Here is a 23557-nt window from a genome sequence, read left to right as displayed (position 1 = left end):
TCTTGTTCATCGGTCAGCCCTCGGGTTCGCCGCTGAAGCACGATCCCGTACTGGCTGATCTGCTGGAAAACGAAGAGCGGTACCAATCCGATGTTCCCGCCCTCGCCGCGCATTCCAGCCTGGCGGATCCGTCGGTGCTCGCCGCCGGCGGAGCAGTGCTGTCGAACTGCACCGCCGAAGGATATCCGGGGCGTCGATTCCGTCCCGGCGCACAATGGTTCGACCAGGTCGAACTGCTCGCCGTCGCCCGGGCCAAAGCCGCGTTCGGGGCAAAGCACGCCAATGCGCAGCCGCACTCCGGGTCCGCCGCGAACATGGCGGTGCTCGCCGGACTGCTGGCTCCTGGAGACACCGCCCTCGCCCTCGGCGCGGGCGGACATCTCACCCATTGCGCTTTTCTCGCGCCGTGTAGCGGTGTGCCGCGGCGCGTCGGATATCTATCCTTCAGGCCTAGTACAGGCAGTCTGGGTGCCGGATGCGATGCCTTGCTGGGTGCGCCGGGCGGGGGAGAGGCCGCACGTCCGTCTGTTGTATGCCTCCGTCGGGCGATGTCTGGATCCGCTCGCTTCGAAGCTGAGGTTTCGGCGATGTTGCGCATGCTCGCGGTGGGCAGCCAGCCTGTGGAAGGTTGTTCGGCCGGGTGAGGAGGGAGGTGTTGGTGGGCGTTCCCTCAGAATGACCTGCTCACCACAGGGATGCCCCAGCAAAGCGGGAGTTCTCGCGGCGTTCCGGAGGGTCTTGGCAGGGTTTGGCCGTCAACCAGATCGCGCGGACCTGCGGATATGCGGATCGGGATCCAAATGTCGATAACATATGAGGTTATCATGCGTGGTCTCGAAGGTGTTTCGGACCCCCCTGAAAATAAGGGTCGGACCGTCGTATACTCTCTTCATCAGCAAGTCCGAGTGGCGGAATGGCAGACGCGCTAGCTTGAGGTGCTAGTGTCCTTAACGGACGTGGGGGTTCAAGTCCCCCCTCGGACACCAAAACTGGTGAGATTTCCCCAAGTCTCGCAGCAGCCGATCACCCAGCACAAGGGTGGTCGGTTTTCCTCGTTGGGTAGCCTGTTCGCGGCCTCAGGCAGGTGGTCGGCGTGACCGCAGTCGTCCCGCCGCTCATCCCCGGAGCCGAGACCGGCAGCCGCCTCGCTCCCCTGGCCCCGGCCGTCGAGCGGCTCCCGCTGCCGACCGTCCCGGCTCCATCGCGTGACACGGATCTCGCCTACGCGCTGTCCCGGCTCGACGGATCCGGACGACTCTCCGCGACCGCAGTGCTCGCCCAGCTCCGGTGGCGGACCTCGGTCCGGCTCGACGCCACCGTCATCGGGACCTCGATCGTCTTCCGGCCCGACCGGCACGGACCCTTCGCGCTCGACCCCAAACGCAAAGTCGTCATCCCGCACATCCTCCGGCGCCCGTGCCGACTCCGCACCGGCGACCAAGCCCTCCTCGTCGCCGACGTCCGGGAGAACGTCCTGGTCATCCACCCGATGGCCGCGCTCGACAAGCTCGTCCTCGCCCGCCACGCCTCCCTGATCGGAGGCGGCAGCGATGACCACTAGCCAAGCCGAACTCGACGCAGCCCGGCTCCTCCTCTCGAAAATGGGTCTCACCCCCGCCGACCTGCTCGACAACCCCGAACCGCCAACCGAGATGCCGACCATCTCCGCCTACATCCCAGTGGTCGCAAAGTCGCTCTCCCCCGCGACCGCACGCTCCTACGCCTCTTACTGGGCCCAGGCCGAAGCAGCCTGGGGCAACCGGCGGCTCGACGAACCCACGCCCTCGGAGATCAAGCAGCTCGCCGAAGCGTCCCGCGTGAACGCGCTGGTGCGCGCCAATTCCCGGGGCGGCCGCTCCGCGATGGAGAACTTCATCGCCGCACTCCGCTGTCTCTACCGGCACGCCGTCGACGACGGACTCCTCACCGAGCTGCAGAACCCGGCGTTGAAAGTCGCGAAACCCCGGCGCTTGCCGTCCCCGCGACGCGCACTCACCTCGAACGAACTGACCGAGATCAACACCATCGCTGTCGAGACCGGGGACGACCCCGATCTCGACAGCCTCCTGCTGCGGCTCCACACCGAGACCGCCTGCCGCCGCGGCGGAGCACTCGCGCTCCGGCCCCGAGACCTCGAACGCGCCGAGTGTCTCCTCTACCTGCGCGAGAAAGACGGCACCAGCCGCTACCAGCCCATCTCCCCGACCCTGATGCGGCTGCTGCTGGAGCACGCCGACGAACGCGGCTCCACCGATCCCAACGGACCGCTCCTGCGGTACCGCAACGGCACACCCATAACCAAGCGTCGTTACGACCACCTGTGGAACCGACTTGGCCGCCATCTTCCCTTCGTGCGCAACCAGAACATCTCCACCCACTGGCTGCGCCACACCACCCTCACCTGGGTCGAGCGCCGCTTCGGCTTCGGCGTCGCCCATGCCTACGCCGGGCACTTCGACTCGTCCGACAACGCCACCGTCACCTACATCAAAGCCGCTATCCACGACGTCGCCACGGCCTTGGCCGCTCTGACCGGTGAACCGCACCCCCTGGCGCACCAGCACCTCCCGGGAGCCGCACAATGAACCGCACTCCACGATGGACCGCCTCCTTGGCCGTGCAATGCGCCAGCACCGCGCTCGTCGCGCTCGGTGCCGCCTACGCCTCCTACCGCCACGGCCGCACGTTCGCCCTCCGCTTCGGCGCCGACCAGACCACCGCCGCGATCTGGCCGCTGATCGTCGACGGCCTCCTCGTCATCGCGACCGTCGAACTCTGGAAACGCACCACCGACACCGGCCGACGGACCGCGTGGGCCGCCTTCGCGTTCGGGATCTCACTCTCGCTCTGCGCCAACATCGGCGCGACCGAGAACCTCAGCGTCCTCAGCGTCATCGTCGCCGCGAGCCCGCCCATCGCGCTCCTCCTCGCAGTCGAACTGTTCAACCGAGCCCTGCGACGCATGCCGAGGGCGCGCGAGGCAGGGTTGCTGCTCTGGAGTCGATGTCACGGCTCTTGCGCCCTGGCGGGCGCTTGGTGCTCACCTCCCGCACGTGGGAACTCGTGAGGGCCAGAGGTTCCCGGCTGGATATCGGTGACCGACTCGTCCGCCGGAACGGTCGCGATGCCGTCGTGGTCTACCGCTGGGAGATCGCGCCGCAATGGGAGGAGGAGCACCACATCGAGATTGCGATCGCCCAGGTTGATGCGACTGGATTGGTTGTCGTCCGCTCGGAACTGCTGTCCTGCTGGCCCTACCGGCACAAGGAACTCGAAGTCGAGCTGCACCGGGTCGGACTCCGGCCGGAAGTGAGCACGTTCGATCTCGAGGCCGAGAACTACACGGTGGTCGCGAGCAAGGCATAGACACCAGGCTCTCAGTCCCTGGCCGGACCGCGCGGTTGATCGCAGGAAGCCAGCGCTCTCTCATCGGCAGAAGAGGGCGTTCTCGGCAAGAGGAGACTGGCCGCGAGCACCGCTATCGAGAACGTGTTCTTACAACGCCGCCGAGCTGCAAGGCGGTCTTGTCGCTCGCAGCACGTTGATCCCACGACCTTGGCAACTGACGGATCTCGGCGCCACCGCGCCGCGCCGTGCTGGCGCGATCAAAGTCGCGGCATGACCTGCATGGCCGCGGCGTCGCCGAACCTGCTGCGATCACTGACCGTGAAACTGGCCGCCAGCGGGGAATCCAACCGGCCGTCCGTGAGTGGCCGTCCACGGGGAATCCCGACTGGCCGCTGACAGACTCCCATCGCGTCGATAGCGGGAGGGGCCGAAACCGGTACGGTTTCGGCCCCGCTTCAGCGATCTTCCGATCGCTACGTCGTGATCGTCGTTCGTGCCTGCGCGCGCGGTCCGCCGCCGCAGGTGACCGAGGTGCCCTCGTAAATCAAGCTGGTGGAGCAACCTTCGTCATCGGTGACAGTCACCGTGACGGTCCAGGTTCCGGACTTGGCGTACGTGTGCGAGACGTCGGGCGTGGTGGTCACCAGCTGCTGCCCGTCGCCGAAGTCCCAGGCGTACTGGGCCACTGTGCCGTCCGGGTCCGAGGAAGCCGCTGCGGTGAAACCGCGGGTTTTGCCGGAGGTGGGTCCGGAGTTGGTGAGTGCCGCCAGGGGGCCTTGGTTCGGGGTGAGGAACGCGTTTGAGCCGTCGTGCCAGACCAGGCCGGTGTCGGCGGGCGGGAGGCCGCTGGGGACCGGCTGGCCGTCTGGCTGCAGCACGTAGCTGTACACCTGACTGTGCAGCGTCGGGTTGTCCACCGCGATCGCCTGGATGACGAACAGGTACTTGCCGTCGGCGCTGAGTGTGACCCGGCCTGGCATGACTGGCATCTGGTACGGCGAGCCGGGCAGTGGCGTCAGCTGGCCGGCGGTGCCGATGCTCCAGCCGGTTACTGTGTTGGCGGTGGTGTTGGGCACGTAGAGTCGGCGTGAGTCTGGCGTGATGACGGTGCCGTGCGTGGTTCCGCCGCTGGGGTACGGCGATCCGGGGATCGACGTCAGTGAGCCGTCCCGGCCGACGGCGTAGGCTGAGAGGTCACCGCTGCCTTCGTTGCTGACATAGAGGTATTTCCCGTCTGGCGTGAACGCGGGGATGACTGGCTTGTTCCCTGCCGTCACCGGTGCGCCGACCTGGGTCAGCGTCGCGTCGGGGGAGATCGCGAAGGACGTCACGCTGTTCGCGAGGTAGTTCGTGACGATGAGGTGGCTGGCGTCCGGCGAGATCGTGACCTGGCTGATCGCACTGTCGATCGGTGCGTCGGCTGCGCCCGTTCGACTGAGTGTCCCGGACGGGGAGATCGCATACGAGCGCACTGATCCGGCTCCGGTCGTCCCGCCTCCGAGCGTTACGAACAGTCGTGATCCGTCCGGGGTGATGGCGGCCCCGACGACAGGCAGTCCCACCAGGACGGTGCCGCCTTGGAACGGGCTCAGCGTGCCGTCCGAGCCGATGCGGTAGCCGATGATGGTGCTTGACCCGCTGTCGACGGAGTAGACCTTCTGCGCATCTGGGGTGATCGCCATGCCCAGTGAACCGAGGCCTCCGGCGAACGGGGAGCCGGGGACGGTGGTCATCGCGCTGTCCCGGGTCACGCTGACCGAGCTGATGCCGGGCGAGGCGAATCCGCCGACCAGGAGGTAATGGTGCAGCGGAAGCGGGGTGTCTGCGCTTGACGGTGCGGACGACATCGCCAGCATCAGTGCTGAGGTCACCGCGATGCATCCGGCGATCCGGCGGTTCCTTCTCCGTCCAGTCCGGCCGGACCGGACGGAGAAGGTGTGTTCAGGTCCTGCCTGCTGACCGTTGTCCGTCAACATCGCTCGTTTCCTTCCGCCAGAAGAGAATTGCCCGCAATGGCAAACCTAGGGCGGTCGAGGAAGCCGGACTGTCCAGCTTCTCGGACAGTCAGACGGCCTGCGGAGCGGAGCCGGACTGAGCCGGTGCAGTTTTCGTGCTCAGCCGGGGGAGTTCCCGCAGCAACAACCCAGCCACAACGGAAATCAGTGCGGCACCGCCGTTGTAGATCGCGACAGTCGTCCAGCTTCCGCTCGATTTGAACAGCCCCGCCGAGATCAGCGGGGCGAACGAGCCGCCGATGACCGCGCCCAGGCCATAGGACACGGCCAGCCCGCTGTAGCGGATCGACGGCGGGAAAGACAGCGCGAAGAACGTCGGCTCCGCGGCGGAGTTCGCGCTGACCGCCATGAACAGCAGCACGAAACCGGCCACCATCGGCAGGTAGCTGCCGCTGCCCAGCAGCGGGTAAAACGCGAACGGCGTCAGCACCAGGGCGATCGCCGACACGACGAACACCTGCTTGCGACCGAACCGGTCCGCCAGCAAACCGAACAGCGGCGTGGTGACCATGTACATCGCAGTCACGATCAGCAGCATCGACAGCAGGGTGGTTTTCGGCTGGTGCAGCACCGAGGTGCCGTAGGTCAGCGAATACACCGTCACCACATAGAAATTGACGTGCGTGCCGAGGCAGCACAGCATCACCAGGATCATCGGACGCCAGCCGCGCCTGATCGCGTCCGCGAGCGGGACGCGCTTGACCGCTTGGGCGTTTTCCACGCGGACGAACTCGGGGCTTTCGTCGAGCTTGACCCGGATGTACAGGCCGACCAGCACCAGCACCGCGCTCAGCAGGAACGGGATGCGCCAGCCCCAGGTGAGGAAGGCGTCGCCGGGGAGTTCGTTCAGCACCAGGAAGAGCAGGTTCGCCAGCAGCAGGCCCCAGCCCGCGCCGGAGTTGACGAACGCGCCGGCCAGGCCGCGGCGTTTGTCGGCCGAGCTTTCCACGCTCATCACGAAACCGCCGGCCTGTTCGCCGCCGAGGGCGAGGCCTTGGATCAACCGGCAGAGGACGAGCAGGATCGGCGCGGCGATGCCGATCGTGTGGTAGGTCGGCAGCAGGCCGATCGCGAAGGTCCCCACGCCCATGAGCATCATGGTCAGGAACAGCACGCGTTTGCGGCCGACGCGGTCGCCCAGGTTGCCGAAGACCGCCGCGCCGATCGGGCGCATGACGAAGGCGATCGCGAAGGTGGACAGCGACAGCAGGACCCCGGCTGCGGGGTCGACCTGCGGGAAGAACAGTTTTCCGAAGACCAGCGAGGCGGCGACCCCGTAGACCAGGAAGTCGTAGTACTCGACGGTGGTGCCGACCATGCTCGCCACGACGGCGCGGCGGCCGGACCTGGCGCGGGCGGCGGGTTCCGGTGCGGACGGGGATTTCGGCGTCGTCATTGAACGCCCCTCTCCGAATGGGGTGCGGCGGACCGGGAATGTGGTCGGAATAAAGCCCCGAGCGGGGTCGCCGTAGCCTAAGCAGGCCGTTCGGGACAATCAATTCGGAGTTCCCGAAGTGCTGCTTCGGGTTTGCGAAATAGGTTTCCGCCCCCCGCGCGCGTAGCGTCGCGAGGATGGAAGACACGCATTCCGGACCGCTGGGCGGGGTACGGATCGTCGAGCTCGGCGGGGTCGGGCCGACGCCGTTCGCCTGCATGCTGCTGGCCGACCTCGGTGCCGAGGTGCTGCGGATCGAGCGCCCGCCCGGCTACGACGGCGGCGCGCCGATCGAACCGCGCTTCGAGCTGATGAATCGCGGACGCCGCGGTGTGCCGCTGGACCTCAAGACCCCGGCCGCGGTCGCCGCCGTGCTGCGGATGGTCGAACAAGCTGACGCGCTGGTCGAGGGGTTCCGTCCCGGCGTCGCGGAGAAGCTGGGACTCGGGCCGGACGACTGCTTGGCCGCGAATCCGGCCCTGGTGTACGGCCGGATGACCGGCTGGGGTCAGGGCGGGCCGCTGGCCAAGGCCGCAGGCCACGACGTCAACTACGTGTCGCTGACCGGCGTCGTGCACTCGATCGGCGAGGCGGGAGGTCCGCCGGTCATCCCGCTGAATCTGGCCGGCGACTTCGGCGGCGGCTCTCTGTATCTGGCTCTCGGCGTGGTGTCCGCGCTGCTGGAAAGCCGCAGGTCCGGCCAGGGGCAGGTGGTGGACGCGGCAATGGTCGACGGGTCGGCGTCGCTCATGACCGCCTTCTACGGTTTCCGCGCGGCGGGCTACTGGACCGACGAACGCGGCACGAACCGGCTCGATTCCGGCGCGCCCTGGTACCAGGTCTACGAGACCAAGGACGGCGGCTGGATCAGCCTCGCCGCGAACGAGACCCGCTTCTGGCGCAACACCCTGCGGATGCTCGGCCTCGCCGAGGACGAGCTGCCCGGCCAACACGACCGCCAGCACTGGCCGGACACGAAGAAGCGCTTCGCCGAAGTGTTCCGCACCCGGACCCGCGACGAGTGGTGCGCGCTCGCCGAGGGGCAGGACGTCTGCCTCGCGCCGGTGCTGTCCATGGCCGAGGCTCCGCAGCATCCGCACCTGCTGGCGCGCGGCACGTTCGTCGAGGTGGACGGCGTCGTGCAGCCCGCACCGGCACCGCGGTTCAGCCGTACTCCGGGAGCGATTCAGCGGCCTCCCGCCGCGCCGGGGGAGCACGCGGAGGAAGCGCTGGCCGACTGGGGCTTCTCCGCCGAAGAGGCCGCGGCCCTGCTCGCCTGCTGAGCAGCGGATTCGGAAAACCCGAATCCCGCCTTCGGGAATCGTCAATTGGCTTTGATGGCCGCTCGCATTAATCTGATGGAAACCGCGATGGGAGTACGAGAAAATGTGCGCGAATTTCCTGGATGAGGCGCAGTCCGAGTGGCTGAAAACAGTCAATGAATTCATGGACAACGAGGTCACCGTCGAATATGTGCGCAATTGCGATTACGAACGGCAGTATCCGTACGAGGCGTATGCCAAGATCGCGAAGCAGGGCTGGCTCGGCATCCTGATCCCGGAGTCCGAGGGCGGCTCCGGCGGGGACATCTTCGACTACTCCCTGATGGCCGAAGGTCTCGGCAAGTTCGGCTTCGACTTCGCCTGCTCGGTGCTGGTGCCCACGTTCACCGCGATGAACATCATCAAGTACGGCACCGCGGAGCAGAAGGCGCGCTACGTCAAGCCGTTCATCGACGGCGAGATCCGGTTCTCCGTGTCGATTTCCGAGCCGGACGCCGGTTCGGACGCGGCCAACACGAAGACCCACGCGCGCCAAGACGAGAACGGCGACTGGATCGTCAGCGGCTCGAAGCTGTGGTGCAGCGGCGCGGCGGCGAAGGACACCGTCATCGCGATGCTGGTCCGCACCGACAAGAACGACAAGCACAACGGCCTGTCCGTGCTGCTGATCCCGAACGACACCCCGGGCCTGGACATCCGCAAGCTGCCGACGCTGTCCCGGCACGCCACCGGCACGACCGAGATCTTCCTCGACGAGGTCCGGGTGCCCGCGGACGCGCTGCTCGGCGAGGTCGGCCAGGGCTGGAAGATCATCACCGAACACCTCGAGCTGGAACGCTGCGCGGTCGCCGCGGCCTACGTCGGCAACGCGCAGGAAGCGGTGCACAACGCCAACCGGTACGCCCACCAGCGCACCCAGTTCGGCAAGCCGATCCGCGATTTCCAGGTGCTCAAGCACATGCTGGCGGAGAACCAGACGCGCGTTGACGCCGCCCGGCTGCTCTGCTACCGCGCGGCGCAGATGAAGGCGGACAACCTGCCGGCCGCCCGCGAGACGTCGATGGCCAAGCTGTACGGCTCGGAAACCCTCAAGCAGTGCGCGCTCGACGGCATGCAGATCCTGGGCGGCTACGCGAACCTGCCCGAGGGCGACATGGAGCGCTACCTGCGCGAAAGCATCCAGTCGACGATCGGCGGCGGCACCTCGCAGATCCAGCGCACGATCATCGCCAAGTCGATGCGCCTGCCCGCCTGAACCCGTCCGCGTTTCCCGAGGAGAGAAGATCAATGGGGATCAACAACCGCATCGACATGCCCTACGACGAGCTGGAGGTCGGCCAGACCTTCCGCACCGGCGGGCGGACGATCACCGAGGCCGACGTCGTCAACTACTGCGCGCTCACCGGCAACTGGATCGAGATCCACTCCAACAAGCACTACGCCGAGCAGACCCGGTTCGGGAAGCGGCTGGTGCAGGGCTCGCTGACGTACTCGATCATGACCGGGCTGATCCAGTTCGGCCCGTCGATCCAGGCGAACTACGGGATCGACAACCTCCGCTACCTCAAGCCGGTCGCGATCGACGACACGATCTATGTGACCGCCGAGGTGACCGCGAAGAAGGAAAAGGACGACAAGTACGGCGTCACCACGTTCCTGATGAAGGCGCTCAACCAGGACGGCTACGTCGTGCAGCGCAGCGAGTGGAGCCTGCTGATGCTGCGCCGCCGGGAAGACCTCGAAGCACTGCTCGCGTCGTCGCTGCCCACGGAGAAGCAGCCGGAGCGGAAGTGAGCGCCGGCGAACCGGTCGCCGCGATCGTCGGGATGGGCGACGCGTACGCGTCGAAGGCCGACCGGAAAGACCCCCTGCAACTGGCCACCGAGGCGACGATGGCCGCGCTGGCCGACGCGGGAATCGGCAAGCACCAGGTCGACGCGGTGTTCACCGGGCGCTCGCCATGGGCGGACAAGCGGTCCCAGTGGAGCAACATCTTCATCTCGCACCTGCAGATGCCGGTGACGCTGAACAGCGAAATCACCCTGCACGGTGCCGGGCTGACGTCGACCATCGCGGTGGCTTCGCAGATGATCGCGGCGGGCGCGGCGGAGTACGTGCTGTGCGTGCAGAGCGACGCGACCGAGCTGTTCGTGGACGCGGTGGCGATGGGTTCGGAGGCCGATTCGGACCCGCAGTACGAAGTGCCGTACGGCCCGACCATCCCGTCTCTGTACGGACAGGCCGCGTGCCGCTACTTCCACGAATACGGGCTCACCGAGGAAGACCTCGCCGACGTCGCCATCGCCAACCAGCGGTGGGGCGCGCAGCATCCGCACGCGGCCAAGCGGAAACACGGCGAAATCGACCGAGAGAAGGTGCTGTCTTCGCCGTACGTGGCCACCCCGCTGCGCCGGTGGATGTGCTCCACCTGGGGCGGCGGCACCGGCGGCGCGCTCGTGGTGACCTCGCCCGAGCGCGCGAAGGAAGCGCGCGACCCGGTCTGGGTGCGCGGCTACGGTTCGGCGACCACGCACGAGTACCTCACCGACCGGATGAACATGCGGTCAGGCCGGTTCGCCGGACTGGGCGAGTTCCCGAACCTCACGCACACCGCGACTGTCGAGGCCGCCCGCCAGGCGTTCACCCGATCCGGGCTCACCCCGTCCGATGTGGACATGCTGCAGCTGTCGGTCAACTTCGCGCACATGGGCCCGATCATCCTCGAAGACCTGGGGTTCGCGAAGAAAGGTCACGGCATCGACGTGTACCGCGAAGGCCGCACCGGCCCGGACGGCGACCTGCCGACCGATACCAACGGCGGCTGGCTGTCTTTCGGGCAGCCGGGCATCTCGTGCAACATGGACAGTCTGGTCGAGGCTGTCCGGCAGTTGCGCGGGACCGCTCTGGGGCTGGCGCCGATGCGGAAGCCGCGCACGGTGCTGGTGCAGGGTGCGGGCGGGATGCTCGCCGCGGCGGGCGTGATGGTGTTGTCCGGCAACGAAGCTGGGAGGCCGTGATGAACGAGGACTGGCCGCAACCGTACCGGCTGCCGGACGCCGAACCGTACTGGGCGGCGCTCGACGAGGAGCGGCTCACCTACCAGCGCTGCGGTTCGTGCGGCGAAGTCGTATGGCCCGCGCATTCGTACTGTCCGTACTGCTCGGCGCGATCGCTGGCCTGGGAACAGTCGCGGGGCCGCGGCACTGTGTGGTCCTACAGCACGATCATGCGCGGGCCGACGCCGACGTGGGCCTCGATTGTGCCCTACACCGTCGGATTCGTCGAACTGGCGGAGGGTTATCAGCTGTTCACGCAGATCGAGGCGGAACCGGACGCGATCGAGATCGGCATGCCGGTCGAGGTCCGGTTCGTGCGGCGCGGGGAGCAGACGCTCCCGGTGTTCGCCCCGGCCGCGGAGGGATGACATGGCCGGACCGCTCGACGGAGTGCGGATCCTGGACCTGACCTCGAACTTCATGGGTCCGTACGCGTCCCTGCTGCTCGCGGACCTCGGTGCCGACGTCGCGAAGGTGGAGCCCCCGGAAGGGGACACCACCCGCGGCGTCGGGCCGCGGCGCAGTCCCGGGATGGCGGCGATCTTCCTGCACCTGAACCGGAACAAGCGCAGTCTCGTCCTCGACCTGAAGCATCCGGACGGGCGGGACGCGCTGCTGCGGATGACGCGGTCGGCGGACGTGCTGCTCTACAGCCTTCGCCCGGCGGCGATGCGGCGGCTCGGTCTGTCCTATGCGGACCTGCGGGAAGTCAATCCGCGCTTGGTGTACTGCGGTTGCTTCGGCTTCGGCCAGAACGGCCCGTACGCGAGCCAACCGGCCTACGACGACCTGATCCAGGCCGCGGTCGGAATGCCGGTGCTGCAGAGCCGGGGCGCCGGAGAGCCGGCGTACGTGGCCACCGCGATCGCGGACCGGGTGGTCGGCATGGCGACGTCCTCGGCGGTGACGGCGGCGTTGTACCGGCGGGAACGCAGCGGGCGCGGCCAGGAGGTGCAGGTGCCGATGTTCGAGACGTTCGCGCACTTCGCCATGGGCGACCACCTCTACGGGCACACCTTCGTGCCGCCGATCGGGGACTGGGGCTACGCGCGGATGATGAACTCCGACCGCCGCCCGTACCGGACCCTCGACGGCTACCTCGGCGTCAACATCTACACCACCCGGCACTGGCAGCGGTTCTTCGCCGCGGTCGGGCGGGCGGATCTCGGCGAGGACCCGCGATTCGCCAGCATCGACGGCCGGACCGAGCACATCGGCGAGCTGTACGCGTTCCTGGCCGAGGTGTTCGCCACCCGAGCCACCGCGGACTGGCTGAAGCTGCTCGGCGAGGCCGACATCCCGGCGATCCGGATGAACACGCCGGAGACGCTGCTGAGCGATCCGCACATGGAGGAGATCGGGTTTTTCGCGGAGCAGGACCATCCTTCGGAGGGACGGCTGCGCACCATCGGCATCCCGCAGCAGTGGAGCGAAAGCGCTCCCGAGCTGCGGTACCCCGCGCCCCGGCTCGGCGAGCATTCGGCGGAGCTGCTGGGGGAGTTCGGGTTCGGCGAGAACGAGATCGGCGCGCTGGTTGCCTCGGGCGCGGCCGGGACGGGAGTGCGCGATGACGCGTGAACTGCCCCTGACGGGGATCGTCGTGGTGGAGCTGAGCGACAGCGCGTCCGCGCCGTTCGCCGGCAAGATCCTCGCCGAACTCGGCGCCGAGGTGTGGAAAGTCGAGCGGCCGACCGGCGACTCCGCGCGCAGCTGGGGGCCGAGCGAGTGGAAGGGCGACGGAGCGGCGTTCCACGCGCTCAACCGCGGCCGCCGCTACCTCAGCCTGGACATCAAGGACCGCGAGCAGCTGGCGACGCTGCACCGGCTCATCGCCGAGCGGGCCGACGTGTTCCTGCACAACCTGCGGCCGGGCAATGCGGCGAAGTACGGCCTCGACGCGGAGAACCTGCGGGTCACCAAACCGGAGCTGGTGCACTGCGAGATCGGCGCGTTCGGCAAGGCAGGCCCGCTGCGCGAGCTGCCCGGCTACGACCCGCTGATGCAGGCGTTCGCCGGAATCATGGACATCACCGGCGAAGCCGACGGCGGCCCGGTGCGCGCCGGGGTGTCCATTGTGGACTTCGGAACCGGGATGTGGGCGGTGATCGGCGTCCTCGCGGCGCTGAACCGGCGGCATGTGAAGCACACCGGGGCGGCGGTGGACGCGTCGCTGCTGGAGACGGCGATCGCGTGGAACTCCGTCGGCATCGCCGGATACCAGGCCGACGGGCATCCCGGCGGCAGGCACGGTTCCGGCGTGGCGTTCATCGTCCCGCACCGCGCGTTCGCGGCCTCGGACGGCGCGTTGATCGTCAGCTGCGCCAATGACGCGCTGTTCGCCCGGCTGTCCGAGGCGCTCGGCCATCCGGAATGGGCGGCCGACCCGCGGTTCGCCGGGAACGCCGCACGGCTGGACAATCGCGCCGAGATCGACCGGCTGATCGGCGAGCGGATCGCGACCGGAACCCGCGCGCAGTGGCAGGAACGGCTGGAGGCGGCCGGGATCCCGTGCGCGCCGGTGCAGACGACGCCGGAGCTGGTCGGCCACGAGCAGACCCGCGAACTCGGCATCATCGGCACGGTCGACGAGGACGAGATCGGCGTCGTCGGGCTGCCGCTGTCGTTCGACGGCCAGCGTCCGCCTCCGCTGCACCCGGTCCGCCCGACCGGCGCGGACAACGACCTGCTCGGCTCGGTGCTGCCGACCCGGGCCTGAACCCCGTCCCAGGACAGAAGTGGAAAGTGTCATGGCTGCGCCGTATTCGGAAAAGCAGTGGAGCGCGATCGAGTCCGCCTCGGCGGACGAGGCCAGGGTCGTGCAAGAAGCGCGGCTGCGGGAGCAGCTGGCGTATGTGGGCGCGCGGAGCGAGTTCTACCGGGAGAAGTTCGCTGCTGCGGGAGTGGATCCGGCTGCGGTCCGGACGGTGGAGGACCTGGTCCGGCTGCCGTTCACGGAGAAGCAGGAGCTGCGCGAGAGCCTGGCTGCCGCGCCGCCGCTGGGCGCGCACGTGGCGGCGAGCCCGGACGAAATCGTCCAGATCCAGGCCTCCTCGGGGACCACGGGCAGCCCCTCGTATGTCGGGCTGACCCGCAGCGACATCGAAACGTGGTGCGAGCTGGGCGCGCGGGCGCTGTACGCGAACGGGTTCCGGCCGGGCGACCGGCTGCTGCACGCGTTCGGGATGAGCAAGGGGTTCGTCGGCGGGCTGCCGGTGGTGCAGATCCTGCAGCACATGGGGATCGTCGACATCCCGATCGGCGCCGAGGCCGGGGCGGAGCGATTGCTGCGCGTGCAGGCGGACCAGCGGCCGAACGCCCTCATCGGGACGCCCTATTTTCTGTCGTACCTCGCCGAACAGGCCCCGTCGATCGTCGGCCTGGACGCCCGCGAGCTGGGAGTTCGCGCGATCAGCGTCGGCGGCGAACCCGGCGGCGGGCTGCCCGCGGTGCGGGAGAAGCTCGAAGCACTGTGGGGCGCGACTTCGCGGGAGATGCTCGGCGGGACCGACATCGCGTGCACCTATTGGGGTGAATGCGAGGCCGCGAACGGGATGCATTTCCTGTCGCCGGACCTGATGGTCGCAGAGCTGATCAACCCCGACACCGGGGAGCAGATCGCTCCGGTCGAGGGCGCGCAGGGTGAGCTGGTGTACACCGCGCTGCGGCGGCAGGCGTCGCCGCTGGTGCGCTTCCGCACCCGGGACCACGTCGTGGTGACCGGCACGGACTGCGCTTGCGGGCGGACCGGGTACACGGTGCGCTGCATCGGCCGGACCGACGACATGCTGATCGTGCGCGGGATCAACGTGTTCCCCTCGGCGATCAAACAGCTGGTAGCGGAGCTGGCTCCGGTCACCACGGGGGAGATGCGGATCCGCGCGGACTTCGAGGGGCATTCCACCCAGGAGCCGCTGCCGCTCGTGGTCGAACACGCGGCGGGCCTTCCGTCGGAGAAACAGGATGAACTCCGAGCGTCCCTGGAGAGCCGGATCCGGTCCGCGCTGAACGTGAAAACCGCCGTCACGCTGGTCCCGGACGGCTCCTTGAAGCGCCCCGACCACGTGAAAGTCAACCTCGTCGAACGGGTGCCCGCGCAGACCGCGTGATAGAGGTAAAGCGTGAGCGCGTTCAACAGGCTGCACCTGATCCGGCAGGTCGACCTCCTGACCCTGCGGTTGTTCCTGTCCGCGGTCGAGGAGAAGCAGATCGGGCTGGCCGCGATCCGGGAGAACGTCTCGGCGTCGACGGCGACGAAACGCATCCACGACCTGGAGGCCATCGCCGGCATCGAACTGCTGGACCGCGGCCCGCGCGGCGTGGTGCCCACGCCCGCGGGCGCGGTGCTGGCGCGGCACGTGCGGAAGATCTTCGGCAGCCTGGAGGACATCCGGTCGGAAATCGCGGCGTTCAGCGAGGGAATGCAGGGCGATCTGACGATCGCTTCGGCGCGGTCGATCTTCGCGCCGTTTCTTGCCCGGGAACTCGGTGAATTCTCCCGGCAGTACCAGCAGGTCCGGATAATCGTCCACGAAATCGAAAACCGGGAAATCCTGCAGGAGGTCGCCCGCGGTGAGGCGGACCTCGGCGTGTTCGCCGCAGCGCACGAACTCGATCTCACCGGAGTGGACGTGACGCCGTACCGCCGCGACCGGATCGTGGTGGCGCTGCCGCGCGGCCACCGGCTCGCGGATCGGCTGAGCGTGACGTTCGAGGAACTGCTGCCGGAGCCGCTGATCGCGGTCGGCCCGATGTCGGGTGCGTTCCGAGCCGCGGCGCGGCGCCTCGGCGAGGAGTTCGAACCGGCGTTCAGCGTGCGCAGCGGGGAGGTCGCGCTGAGCCTGGTGCAGGCAGGCCTTGGCATCGCGGCGCAGCCGGAGTGCATGGTGACCCGCGAATTCCTGGAGCGGGTGGCGGTCGTCGAACTCGCCGAACCGTGGGCCGAGCGGAAGATCCACCTCGCGACCGCGGCGGGCCGCCGTCCGGCTGCCGCGTGCCGGGCGCTGATCGAACAGCTGCTGGACCGGCCCGTCGACGAACCCCCGGTGGCCGACTGAGGTCCGTGAAGGGCCCCTTGAGGGAATCAGATTCCCTCAAGGGGCCCCCTTCACAGACCTCAACTCGTTCCGGCGGGTGCTCCGCTTTGCCTTGGCGGGCAACGCAACCGCGCGGCCCGCCACCCCCGCGCCGCTGCTGAGAAACCTCGTGCGCGGCGATCGCCGCGCACGACCGCTTTCCCGCTACCGAAGTGCTGCTTCGGGTATTCCGAATTGATCCCACGGGCGTGATCTGCCTAACATCGAACGTGCGGCGGGAAATCTCCTGCGTCACATTTCGCACTTTTCACCAGCGCTTTTCCGCGCTGTCCGCAAAGGAGGCCGAAGCCTATGGGCGCACATCCGGGCACGGTGGTCGCGTGCTGACCCGCGGCGCGGTGCTGCGGGAAACTCCCGGCCAGTACGAGGTGGTCGAACTGGAGGTCGAGGACCCGCGGCCCGGCGAAGTCCGCGTCCAGATGGCCGCGAGCGGCCTGTGCCACTCCGACGACCACTTCGCCACCGGCGACCAGACCCCGCCGATCCTGCCGTTCGCCGGCGGGCACGAGGGGTCCGGGATCGTCGAGGCGGTCGGGCCCGGTACGCCGGGCTTCGCCGAGGGCGACCACGTCGTGTTCTCGTTCCTGCCGGTCTGCGGCCGGTGCCGGTTCTGCGCTCGCGGCCTGCAGAACCTCTGCGACCTCGGTGCCTCGCTCGGCACCGGCGCGCGGCCGGAGGACCCGCAGTCGTTCCGGCTGTCGCTCGACGGTCAGCCGGTCGGGCAGATGGCCGGGCTGTCGACGTTCTGCGAGCACACCACCGTCTCCACCGCGTCGGTGATCAAGATCGACCCGGACATCCCGCTCGACGTCGCGTGCCTCACCGGCTGCGGCGTCGGCACCGGATGGGGCGCGGCGGTCAACTCCGCCGCGGTGCGGCCTGGGCACGTCGTGATCGTGATGGGCATCGGCGGGATCGGGATCAACGCCGTCCAGGGTGCCGCGCACGCGGGAGCTGCCGCGGTGATCGCGGTCGATCCCGTTGCGTTCAAACGGGAATCGGCCTTGAAGCTCGGTGCGACGCACGCGGTCGCGGACATGGCCGAGGCGACTGAGCTGGCCCGGTCGATGACCAACGGCCAGGGCGTCGATTCGGCGATCGTCGCGGTCGGCGTCGTGACCGGGAAGCACCTGGGCGAAGGGCTCGCCGCGGTCCGCAAGGCGGGCACGTGCGTCGCGGTCGGGCTGGGCGAGACCTTCGTCCGCGACGGGGACTTCAACCTGCACGAACTCGTCCTGTACCAGAAGCGCCTGCAGGGTTCGCTGTTCGGCGCGAGTTCGCCGACCGCGGACATCCCGGCGCAGCTCGAGATGTACCGCCAAGGCGTGCTGAAACTCGAAGAGCTGGTCACCACCCGCTACGCCCTCGAAGACGTCGCCGCCGGTTTCGACGACATGAAGGCAGGCCGGAACCTGCGCGGCGTCCTCGTCCACTCCTCCTAACGCCCGAAGACCGAAAGGACAACGATGTCCGCACACGCTTCGCCGCGCGAGACGATCTCCGTCGGCGACATCAGCATCACCTACCTGCCCGACGGCGAGGCCAGCGTCTCCGAGACCGCCCTGTTCCCGGCAGGGACGCCGGAACTGTGGAGCGCGCACCGCGAGCTCTTCGACGACGACGGGAAGCTCCTGCTCTCCCTCGGCACTTTCCTCATCCGGACCGGCGACCGCAAAATCCTCGTCGACCTCGGCTTCGGCGACCACACGGTGGCGTTCCCCGCTGCGGACGGCGAGTTCCGCTCCGGTCGCCTGCTCACCAGCCTCCGCGAAGAGGGCCTGACCCCGGAAGACATCGACACGGTCTTCTACACCCACCTGCACATCGACCACGTCGGCTGGACCGCGCAGGGCGACGCGCTCACCTTCGGCAACGCCCGCCACGTCGTCGGCGAAGGCGAAATCGACTACTGGTCGTCGCTCGGCGACAACCCGATGGCGGCGGTCGGCCCCGGCGGCGTGCTGGGGCCGCTCGAAGGGCGAGCCGACGCGGTTTCCGACGGCGCGGTCATCGCACCCGGCGTTTCGGTCGTCGCGACTCCCGGGCACACGCCGGGCCACTGCTCGCTCGTCGTGTCGTCGGGACAGCAGCGCGCGATCATCCTCGGCGACGTTCTGCACTGCCCGGTCCAGCTGTCGGACAACGAGGTTTCGCTCGTGTTCGAAGTGGACGCCGAACTAGGCAAACGGACCCGCGACCGGATGATGGGCGAGCTGGCTGGCGATCCGCACGCGGTGGCCGCGCAATGCCACCTCACCGGTTCGGCGTTCGGCCGGGTCCTGCGCGCCGATTCGCGGCGGAGTTGGACGACGCTCAGTGCGCAGGGGGTCTCATGACCACCGGCACCGCGATGGCCACCCCGGGCGCGGCGACCGAGTACTTCGAAATCGACTCGGCCGCCGTCGGGGCGCGGTTCGCGGTCAGCGTTTTCCTCCCGCGCGGCTACCAGGGAAACGGCCGGGAGTACCCGCTGGTCTATGTGACGGACGGGAATCTCATCGCGCCGCTCACCGAAGGCGTGCGCGGCGCGATCACCGATCGGCAGCAGGCGCGGCCGGTGGAGCCGTATCTGCAGGTGAACGTCGGTTATGTCGCCGCCGACGCGCCGAGGCAGCTGGTGCTGCGCAATCGCGACCTGGTGCCGCCGGGAGAGGGCGTGCCGGACTTCATGCGCGCGCACATCCGGCGGCGGCTCGGGGTCGAGTCGGGCGCGGCGCCGGAGTCGCTGTGCGACGAGTTCTTCGCCCAGCAGAAGAACGCCCGAGCGGACAGCTTCCTCGCGTTCCTGGAGACGGAACTGCACCGGGAAATCTCCGCTCGATACCGGTTCCGCGCCGACGACGTGGGTCTTTTCGGTTATTCCTACGGCGGGCTTTTCACGTTGTTCGCGCTCACTTCGGGATCGAGCTTGTTCACCCGTTTCGGGGCCAGCAGTCCCGGGGTCGTCGTCCCGGACAGCCGCATCTACGAACGTTACGAAAAACTGCTGGCGGACACCGAATCTCCGACGAGGGAAACTTTCCTGCACCTGACCGTGAACGCGTACGAAATGCTGGGTCCCAGCCGGTTCTACCGGCATCTGGGGATCGAGTTCCTGCGCTTTCTCGACGTGGCGACCGAGCGCCCGCTGCCCGGTCTTGAGGTCAGCACCGAGCTGATCCCGGACGAGTCGCACAGCAGCGGAATCGTCGACGCCTACCGGAGTTTCCTGCGCACCTGCTACCCGGGAGCCGCCTCGTGAAGACGACCGCCGCACTGCTGTGGGAAGCACCGGGCAGGTGGGACGTGCGCGAGGTCGACCTGGACCCGCCGAAGGCCGGAGAAGTCCTCGTCCAGGTAATGGCGTCCGGGCTGTGCCACTCCGACGACCATTTCGCCCAGGGCGACATCCCCTTCCATTCCTATCCGGCCTGCGGCGGGCACGAGGGCGCGGGCATCGTCCGCGAGGTCGGGCCGGGCGTCACCCGGGTGGTTCCGGGCGACCACATCGTCACCTCGTTCATCCCGGCGTGCGGGCACTGCCGGATGTGCGTCGCCGGACGGCAGAACCTGTGCGACAACGGTGCGCTGATCACCGTCGGCACCCAGCTCGACGGCACGTTCCGCATGCGCGCGGACGGTCTCGGCGTCGCGCAGAACGCCTGCATCTCGACGTTTTCCGAGTGGACGGTCATTCCCGAGGTGTCCGCGACGCCGATCCGCCGCGACATCCCGTTCGAGGTCGCCGCGATCGTCGGCTGCGCGGTGCCGACCGGGTGGGGATCGGCGGTCCGGGCGGCCGGGATCGACGCCGGCGACGTGGTGATCGTGATGGGAACCGGCGGGATCGGGATGAACGCGGTGCAAGGCGCGCGCTACGTCGGGGCGGAGCGGGTGATCGCGGTCGACCCGGTGGAGCTGAAGCGGAAACTCGCGCTGGAACTCGGGGCGACAGAAGCGTTCGCGGACATCGGCGAGGCGACCGAGCTGGCTCGTTCGCTGACCAACGGCCAGGGCGCGGATTCCGCGATCGTGTGCGTCGGCGTGCTCGCCGTCGAGCACCTCGCGCAGGCGTACGGCGCGATCCGCAAGGGCGGCACGCTCGTGGTGACGAGTGCGGCGAACCACGATCTCACCGGAATCCCGGTGCCCCTGCTGGATTTCACCATGTCGGAAAAACGGATCCAGGGCGCGCTCTACGGAATGGGCGGCCCGGCCCGGGAGATCCCGCTGCTGCTGGAGCTGTACCGGAACGGTTCGCTTAAGCTCGAGGAATTGATCACGCGCACCTACGACATCGAGCAGGTGAACGAGGCGTACGCCGATATGCACGACGGGTTGAACGTGCGCGGCGTGGTGAGTTTCGCGGACCGGCATCGGTGATTCGGACTTCCCGAAGGACCGATTCGGAATTCGTCACTTGAATAGACGGGTGTTCGAGAATTACGGTGAAAACACCGGAAAGCGCACCGAACCGCGAGGAGGCGGCAATGCTGCTGGGCTACGACGAAGTGGCGAAAGCCTTGGCCGCGGCCGGGGTTCCCGCCGTGCGGGAGCGCCTCGCGGCGTCCCCGGCGGAGGCGGTCGCCGCCGCGGACGAGTTCGGCGTTCCGGTCGTCTTGAAACTGATGAGCCCGGACCTCGTGCACAAGGCGGACGTCGGCGCCGTGCTGCTCGACGTACAGGGGCACGACGCCGCGGTCTCCGGCGCCGCGCGGTTGCGGGAGCTGGCCGGGGAACTCGGCCTCGCGAGCTGGCAGATCCTGGTGCAGGAGATGGTGCGACCCGCCGGGGTCGAGGTCTTCGCCGGGCTCAAGCGCGATCCGGCGTTCGGTCCGGTCGTTGTGGTCGGCGCGGGCGGATCGCTGGTCGAGCTGCTGCCGGACCGGATGCTCGCACGTTGCCCGGTCACCGCGGCCGAAGCGGCGGATCTGCTGCGCGGCACCGTGCTCGGGAAGCTGCTGGGCGGCTACCGTGGCGCGCCGGACGTCCTCGCCGAGGTGGCGGAGGTCGTCGCCGCGGCCTCGCGGCTCCCGGCGGAAGTGCCCGACCTGGTCGAAGCCGACCTCAACCCGATCGTGCTGACCGAGCGGGGACCGATCGTCGTGGACGCGCGGATCGCGGTGGCAGGAGAGCCGCTCCCCGTCCCGCCCGCCACGCGGCCGGTACGGAACCTCGATCCGCTGTTCGAGCCGAAGTCGATCGCCGTGATCGGAGCGAGCGCGAGCGTCGTGCAGCCCGGCAACCGGGTGCTGCGCTACCTCAAACAGCACGGTTACGCGGGCCGCGTCGTGGCTGTGCACCCGAAAGCCGAGGAGATCGACGGGTTCCCGGCCGTGCCGAGCCTGACCGACCTGAAACCCGGCGAGATCGATCTCGCGTGCGTCGCGGTGGCCGCCGCCGGATGCCCGGAGGTGTTCGAACAGTGCGGCGCCCTCGGCGTGAAAGCCGCGGTGGTGATCAGCTCCGGGTTTTCCGAGACCGGCGAGCACGGGCTGGAACAGCAGCTTGTCGAACTCGCTGAACGGCACGGGATCCTGTTGTGCGGCCCGAACTCGGCCGGGGTGATGAGCCCGGGCAGCAAGGTCCAGATCTCGTTCATCCAGGCGCAGGACATGATGAACACGCCGGACGGCGGCGTCGCGATCGTGGCGCAGAGCGGTGCGCTCGGCGGGAGTCTCGCGTCGCAGGCGTGGGAACGCGGAATCGGCATCGGCCGCTACGTCAGCGTCGGCAACCAGGCGTCGATCACGGTCGCGGACTATCTCAGCCACTTCGCCACCGACGACGGAACCGAGGCGATCGCGGTCATCCTCGAAGGCGTCACCGACGGCCGTGGCCTGCTCGCCGCGATCGAGCAGGTGACCGCGGCGGGAAAGCCAGTGCTGGTGCTGAAAACCGGCCGCTCCGAAGCCGGTGCACGGGCGGTCCAGTCGCACACCGGAAGCATCGCCGGCGACTACCTGGTGTACCAAGCGCTGCTCGACCGCAGCGGTGCGACCACAGTGGACTCGATGACGGAAATGCTGGACACGTTGCAGGTGCACCACGCGTCCGGCGGCATCCCGCGCGGTTCGCGCGTCGCGATCGTGTCCACTTCGGGCGGGGCCTGTTCGATGACCGCGGACCTGTGCACCCAGTACGGCTTCGAGGTTCCGACCTTCAGCGCGGAACTGCAAGCCGAACTCGCCGCGATCCTTCCCGGCTACGCGGCCTTCGCGAACCCGGTGGACGTGACCGGCCGGGTGACCGCCGATCCGGCGATCTTCGGCCAGACCCTCGAGGTCCTGCTCGATTCGGACGAGGTCGACACCGTCGCGATCTCGATCACGACGGTCGCCGACCCGATGGCCGAGCAGATCGCGGGCCAGATCGCCGAACAGGTGGCGGCCTCGCCGAAACCGGTCGTGGTGTCGTGGACGATCGCCGCGGAACTGGCGCGGCGCGGGCTGGCCGTCCTGCGCGAGGCCGGCATCCCGGTGTTCGACGACCCGGCCCGGCTGCTGAAGGCGATCAGCCTGGCGGACACGACGGAGGTGCGGCGATGAGCCGGCTGAACGGAAAGGTAGCGCTCGTCACGGGCGGCACCGGCGGGATCGGCCGGGGCGCGGCGCTCCGGCTCGCCGCGGGCGGCGCGTCGGTGGTCGTCAACGGCCGCGACGAGGGCAAAGCCCAGCGGGTGCTGGCGGAAATCGCCGAGGCAGGCGGCACCGGCCATTTCGTCGCGGGCGACGTGCGGTCCACAGTGGACATGCGGGCCGCGGCGGCGGAAGCGGTGGCGCGGTTCGGCGGGCTCGACATCGTGGTGCCGAGCGCCGGCGGCAATGACGACGAGGCCCGCACCACCGCGGTCCGCGGTCCGTTCGCGGAGATCGATCTCGACCGTGTCACCGCTTTCGTCGGCGCCGCGGTCGGGGCGAAGCTGAACGTGGTGCAAGCGGCTGTGCCTCATCTGCGGGAGCGCGGCGGGGGCAGCGTCGTCTTCGTGACGTCGGAGGGCGGCCGGGTGCCGACGCCGGGGCAGACCGCCATCGCCGCTTTCTCCGGCGGCCTCATCATGGCCAGCAAAGTGCTGGCGAAGGAACTCGCTGCCGAGCGCATCCGGGTGAACTGCGTGTGCGTGACCGTGGTCCGGGACTCGCCGTCCTGGGTCGCGGCGTTCGAAAGCGAGGGCGCGGTGAGCGACCGGCACCGGCGGCAGTACGAGAAGATCCTCGAACGCAGCCCGCTCGGCGTCGCGGCGCCACCGGACATCGGCGATGTGGTGGCTTTCCTGGCCTCTGACGAATCGCGCTATCTCACCGGCCTGACGGTCAGCCCCACCGGCGGGTTGACCATCCACTGAGGA

21 protein-coding genes, 1 tRNA gene and 1 pseudogene are annotated in these 23557 nt (G+C 68.6%); 21 read left to right on the top strand and 2 right to left on the bottom strand.

Going from position 1 to position 23557, the window contains the following annotated elements:
• Positions 1–2 precede the first annotated feature (2 nt).
• The 6 genes and pseudogenes from ACZ7OI_RS08530 (at position 3) to ACZ7OI_RS08505 (ending at position 3366) form a co-directional block, all read left to right on the top strand.
• A complete protein-coding gene (locus tag ACZ7OI_RS08530) occupies positions 3–644 on the top strand; it encodes a hypothetical protein (RefSeq protein WP_470263533.1) in 642 nt (213 codons plus the stop codon).
• 255 nt (positions 645–899) lie between these two features.
• Positions 900–986, top strand: a tRNA-Leu gene (locus ACZ7OI_RS08525).
• 107 nt (positions 987–1093) lie between these two features.
• Positions 1094–1561, top strand: coding sequence for a hypothetical protein (locus tag ACZ7OI_RS08520; RefSeq protein ID WP_470263532.1), 468 nt, complete (start codon positions 1094–1096; stop codon positions 1559–1561).
• On the top strand, positions 1551–2585 hold the full coding sequence (locus ACZ7OI_RS08515) for a tyrosine-type recombinase/integrase (protein ID WP_470263531.1): 1035 nt from the start codon (positions 1551–1553) through the stop codon (positions 2583–2585). The genes ACZ7OI_RS08520 and ACZ7OI_RS08515 overlap by 11 nt, the downstream gene beginning before the upstream one ends.
• Positions 2582–2962 (top strand): annotated as a pseudogene (locus ACZ7OI_RS08510) (DUF2637 domain-containing protein); the annotation flags it as partial. The gene ACZ7OI_RS08515 and the pseudogene ACZ7OI_RS08510, both read left to right, overlap by 4 nt.
• A gap of 170 nt (positions 2963–3132) precedes the next feature.
• On the top strand, positions 3133–3366 hold the full coding sequence (locus tag ACZ7OI_RS08505; protein ID WP_470263530.1) for a hypothetical protein: 234 nt from the start codon (positions 3133–3135) through the stop codon (positions 3364–3366).
• Positions 3367–3821: 455 nt separating this feature from the next.
• On the opposite strand, the gene ACZ7OI_RS08500 is transcribed toward ACZ7OI_RS08505, so the two are convergent.
• Positions 3822–5219 carry a PKD domain-containing protein gene (locus tag ACZ7OI_RS08500; RefSeq protein ID WP_470263529.1) on the bottom strand — a complete coding sequence of 466 codons (1398 nt, stop codon included), beginning with the start codon at positions 5217–5219 and terminating at the stop codon, positions 3822–3824.
• A 193-nt stretch (positions 5220–5412) separates the two neighbouring features.
• Positions 5413–6759 (bottom strand): MFS transporter, encoded by a 1347-nt coding sequence (locus ACZ7OI_RS08495; protein ID WP_470263528.1) that lies wholly within the window; start codon positions 6757–6759, stop codon positions 5413–5415.
• A 176-nt stretch (positions 6760–6935) separates the two neighbouring features.
• Between ACZ7OI_RS08495 and ACZ7OI_RS08490 the strand changes: the two genes are divergently transcribed.
• The 15 genes from ACZ7OI_RS08490 (at position 6936) to ACZ7OI_RS08420 (ending at position 23554) form a co-directional block, all read left to right on the top strand.
• Positions 6936–8081, top strand: a complete 1146-nt coding sequence (locus tag ACZ7OI_RS08490) for a CaiB/BaiF CoA transferase family protein (protein WP_470263527.1) — start codon at positions 6936–6938, stop codon at positions 8079–8081.
• Positions 8082–8184: 103 nt separating this feature from the next.
• Positions 8185–9336: an acyl-CoA dehydrogenase family protein gene (locus tag ACZ7OI_RS08485; protein ID WP_470263526.1), complete on the top strand. Its 1152-nt coding sequence runs from the start codon at positions 8185–8187 to the stop codon at positions 9334–9336.
• A gap of 32 nt (positions 9337–9368) precedes the next feature.
• The gene (locus ACZ7OI_RS08480; protein WP_470263525.1) at positions 9369–9875 is read left to right on the top strand and encodes a MaoC family dehydratase; all 507 of its coding nucleotides are present in this window, start codon (positions 9369–9371) and stop codon (positions 9873–9875) included.
• Entirely contained in the window at positions 9872–11098 is a 1227-nt protein-coding gene (locus ACZ7OI_RS08475; protein ID WP_470263524.1) for a thiolase family protein, read from the top strand. The genes ACZ7OI_RS08480 and ACZ7OI_RS08475 overlap by 4 nt, the downstream gene beginning before the upstream one ends.
• Complete coding sequence (locus ACZ7OI_RS08470; protein ID WP_470263523.1) at positions 11098–11505, top strand: Zn-ribbon domain-containing OB-fold protein; 408 nt, start codon at positions 11098–11100, stop codon at positions 11503–11505. The genes ACZ7OI_RS08475 and ACZ7OI_RS08470 overlap by 1 nt, the downstream gene beginning before the upstream one ends.
• A gap of 1 nt (position 11506) precedes the next feature.
• On the top strand, positions 11507–12715 hold the full coding sequence (locus ACZ7OI_RS08465) for a CaiB/BaiF CoA transferase family protein (protein WP_470263522.1): 1209 nt from the start codon (positions 11507–11509) through the stop codon (positions 12713–12715).
• Positions 12705–13853 (top strand): CaiB/BaiF CoA transferase family protein, encoded by a 1149-nt coding sequence (locus tag ACZ7OI_RS08460; RefSeq protein ID WP_470263521.1) that lies wholly within the window; start codon positions 12705–12707, stop codon positions 13851–13853. The genes ACZ7OI_RS08465 and ACZ7OI_RS08460 overlap by 11 nt, the downstream gene beginning before the upstream one ends.
• A gap of 31 nt (positions 13854–13884) precedes the next feature.
• On the top strand, positions 13885–15243 hold the full coding sequence (locus ACZ7OI_RS08455; RefSeq protein ID WP_470263520.1) for a phenylacetate--CoA ligase family protein: 1359 nt from the start codon (positions 13885–13887) through the stop codon (positions 15241–15243).
• 12 nt (positions 15244–15255) lie between these two features.
• A complete protein-coding gene (locus ACZ7OI_RS08450) occupies positions 15256–16191 on the top strand; it encodes a LysR family transcriptional regulator (RefSeq protein WP_470263519.1) in 936 nt (311 codons plus the stop codon).
• A 359-nt stretch (positions 16192–16550) separates the two neighbouring features.
• On the top strand, positions 16551–17672 hold the full coding sequence (locus ACZ7OI_RS08445) for an NDMA-dependent alcohol dehydrogenase (protein WP_470263518.1): 1122 nt from the start codon (positions 16551–16553) through the stop codon (positions 17670–17672).
• 24 nt (positions 17673–17696) lie between these two features.
• The gene (locus ACZ7OI_RS08440) at positions 17697–18566 is read left to right on the top strand and encodes an MBL fold metallo-hydrolase (protein ID WP_470263517.1); all 870 of its coding nucleotides are present in this window, start codon (positions 17697–17699) and stop codon (positions 18564–18566) included.
• Complete coding sequence (locus tag ACZ7OI_RS08435) at positions 18563–19471, top strand: alpha/beta hydrolase (RefSeq protein ID WP_470263516.1); 909 nt, start codon at positions 18563–18565, stop codon at positions 19469–19471. The genes ACZ7OI_RS08440 and ACZ7OI_RS08435 overlap by 4 nt, the downstream gene beginning before the upstream one ends.
• Positions 19468–20592, top strand: coding sequence for an NDMA-dependent alcohol dehydrogenase (locus tag ACZ7OI_RS08430; RefSeq protein WP_470263515.1), 1125 nt, complete (start codon positions 19468–19470; stop codon positions 20590–20592). Before ACZ7OI_RS08435 ends, ACZ7OI_RS08430 begins: the two co-directional genes overlap by 4 nt.
• A gap of 107 nt (positions 20593–20699) precedes the next feature.
• Positions 20700–22757 carry an acetate--CoA ligase family protein gene (locus tag ACZ7OI_RS08425; protein ID WP_470263514.1) on the top strand — a complete coding sequence of 686 codons (2058 nt, stop codon included), beginning with the start codon at positions 20700–20702 and terminating at the stop codon, positions 22755–22757.
• Entirely contained in the window at positions 22754–23554 is an 801-nt protein-coding gene (locus tag ACZ7OI_RS08420) for an SDR family NAD(P)-dependent oxidoreductase (protein WP_470263513.1), read from the top strand. The genes ACZ7OI_RS08425 and ACZ7OI_RS08420 overlap by 4 nt, the downstream gene beginning before the upstream one ends.
• Positions 23555–23557 lie beyond the last annotated feature (3 nt).

This window comes from Amycolatopsis sp. NPDC114503 (assembly GCF_055633655.1).
This window is presented reverse-complemented; position numbering and strand designations above follow the sequence as displayed.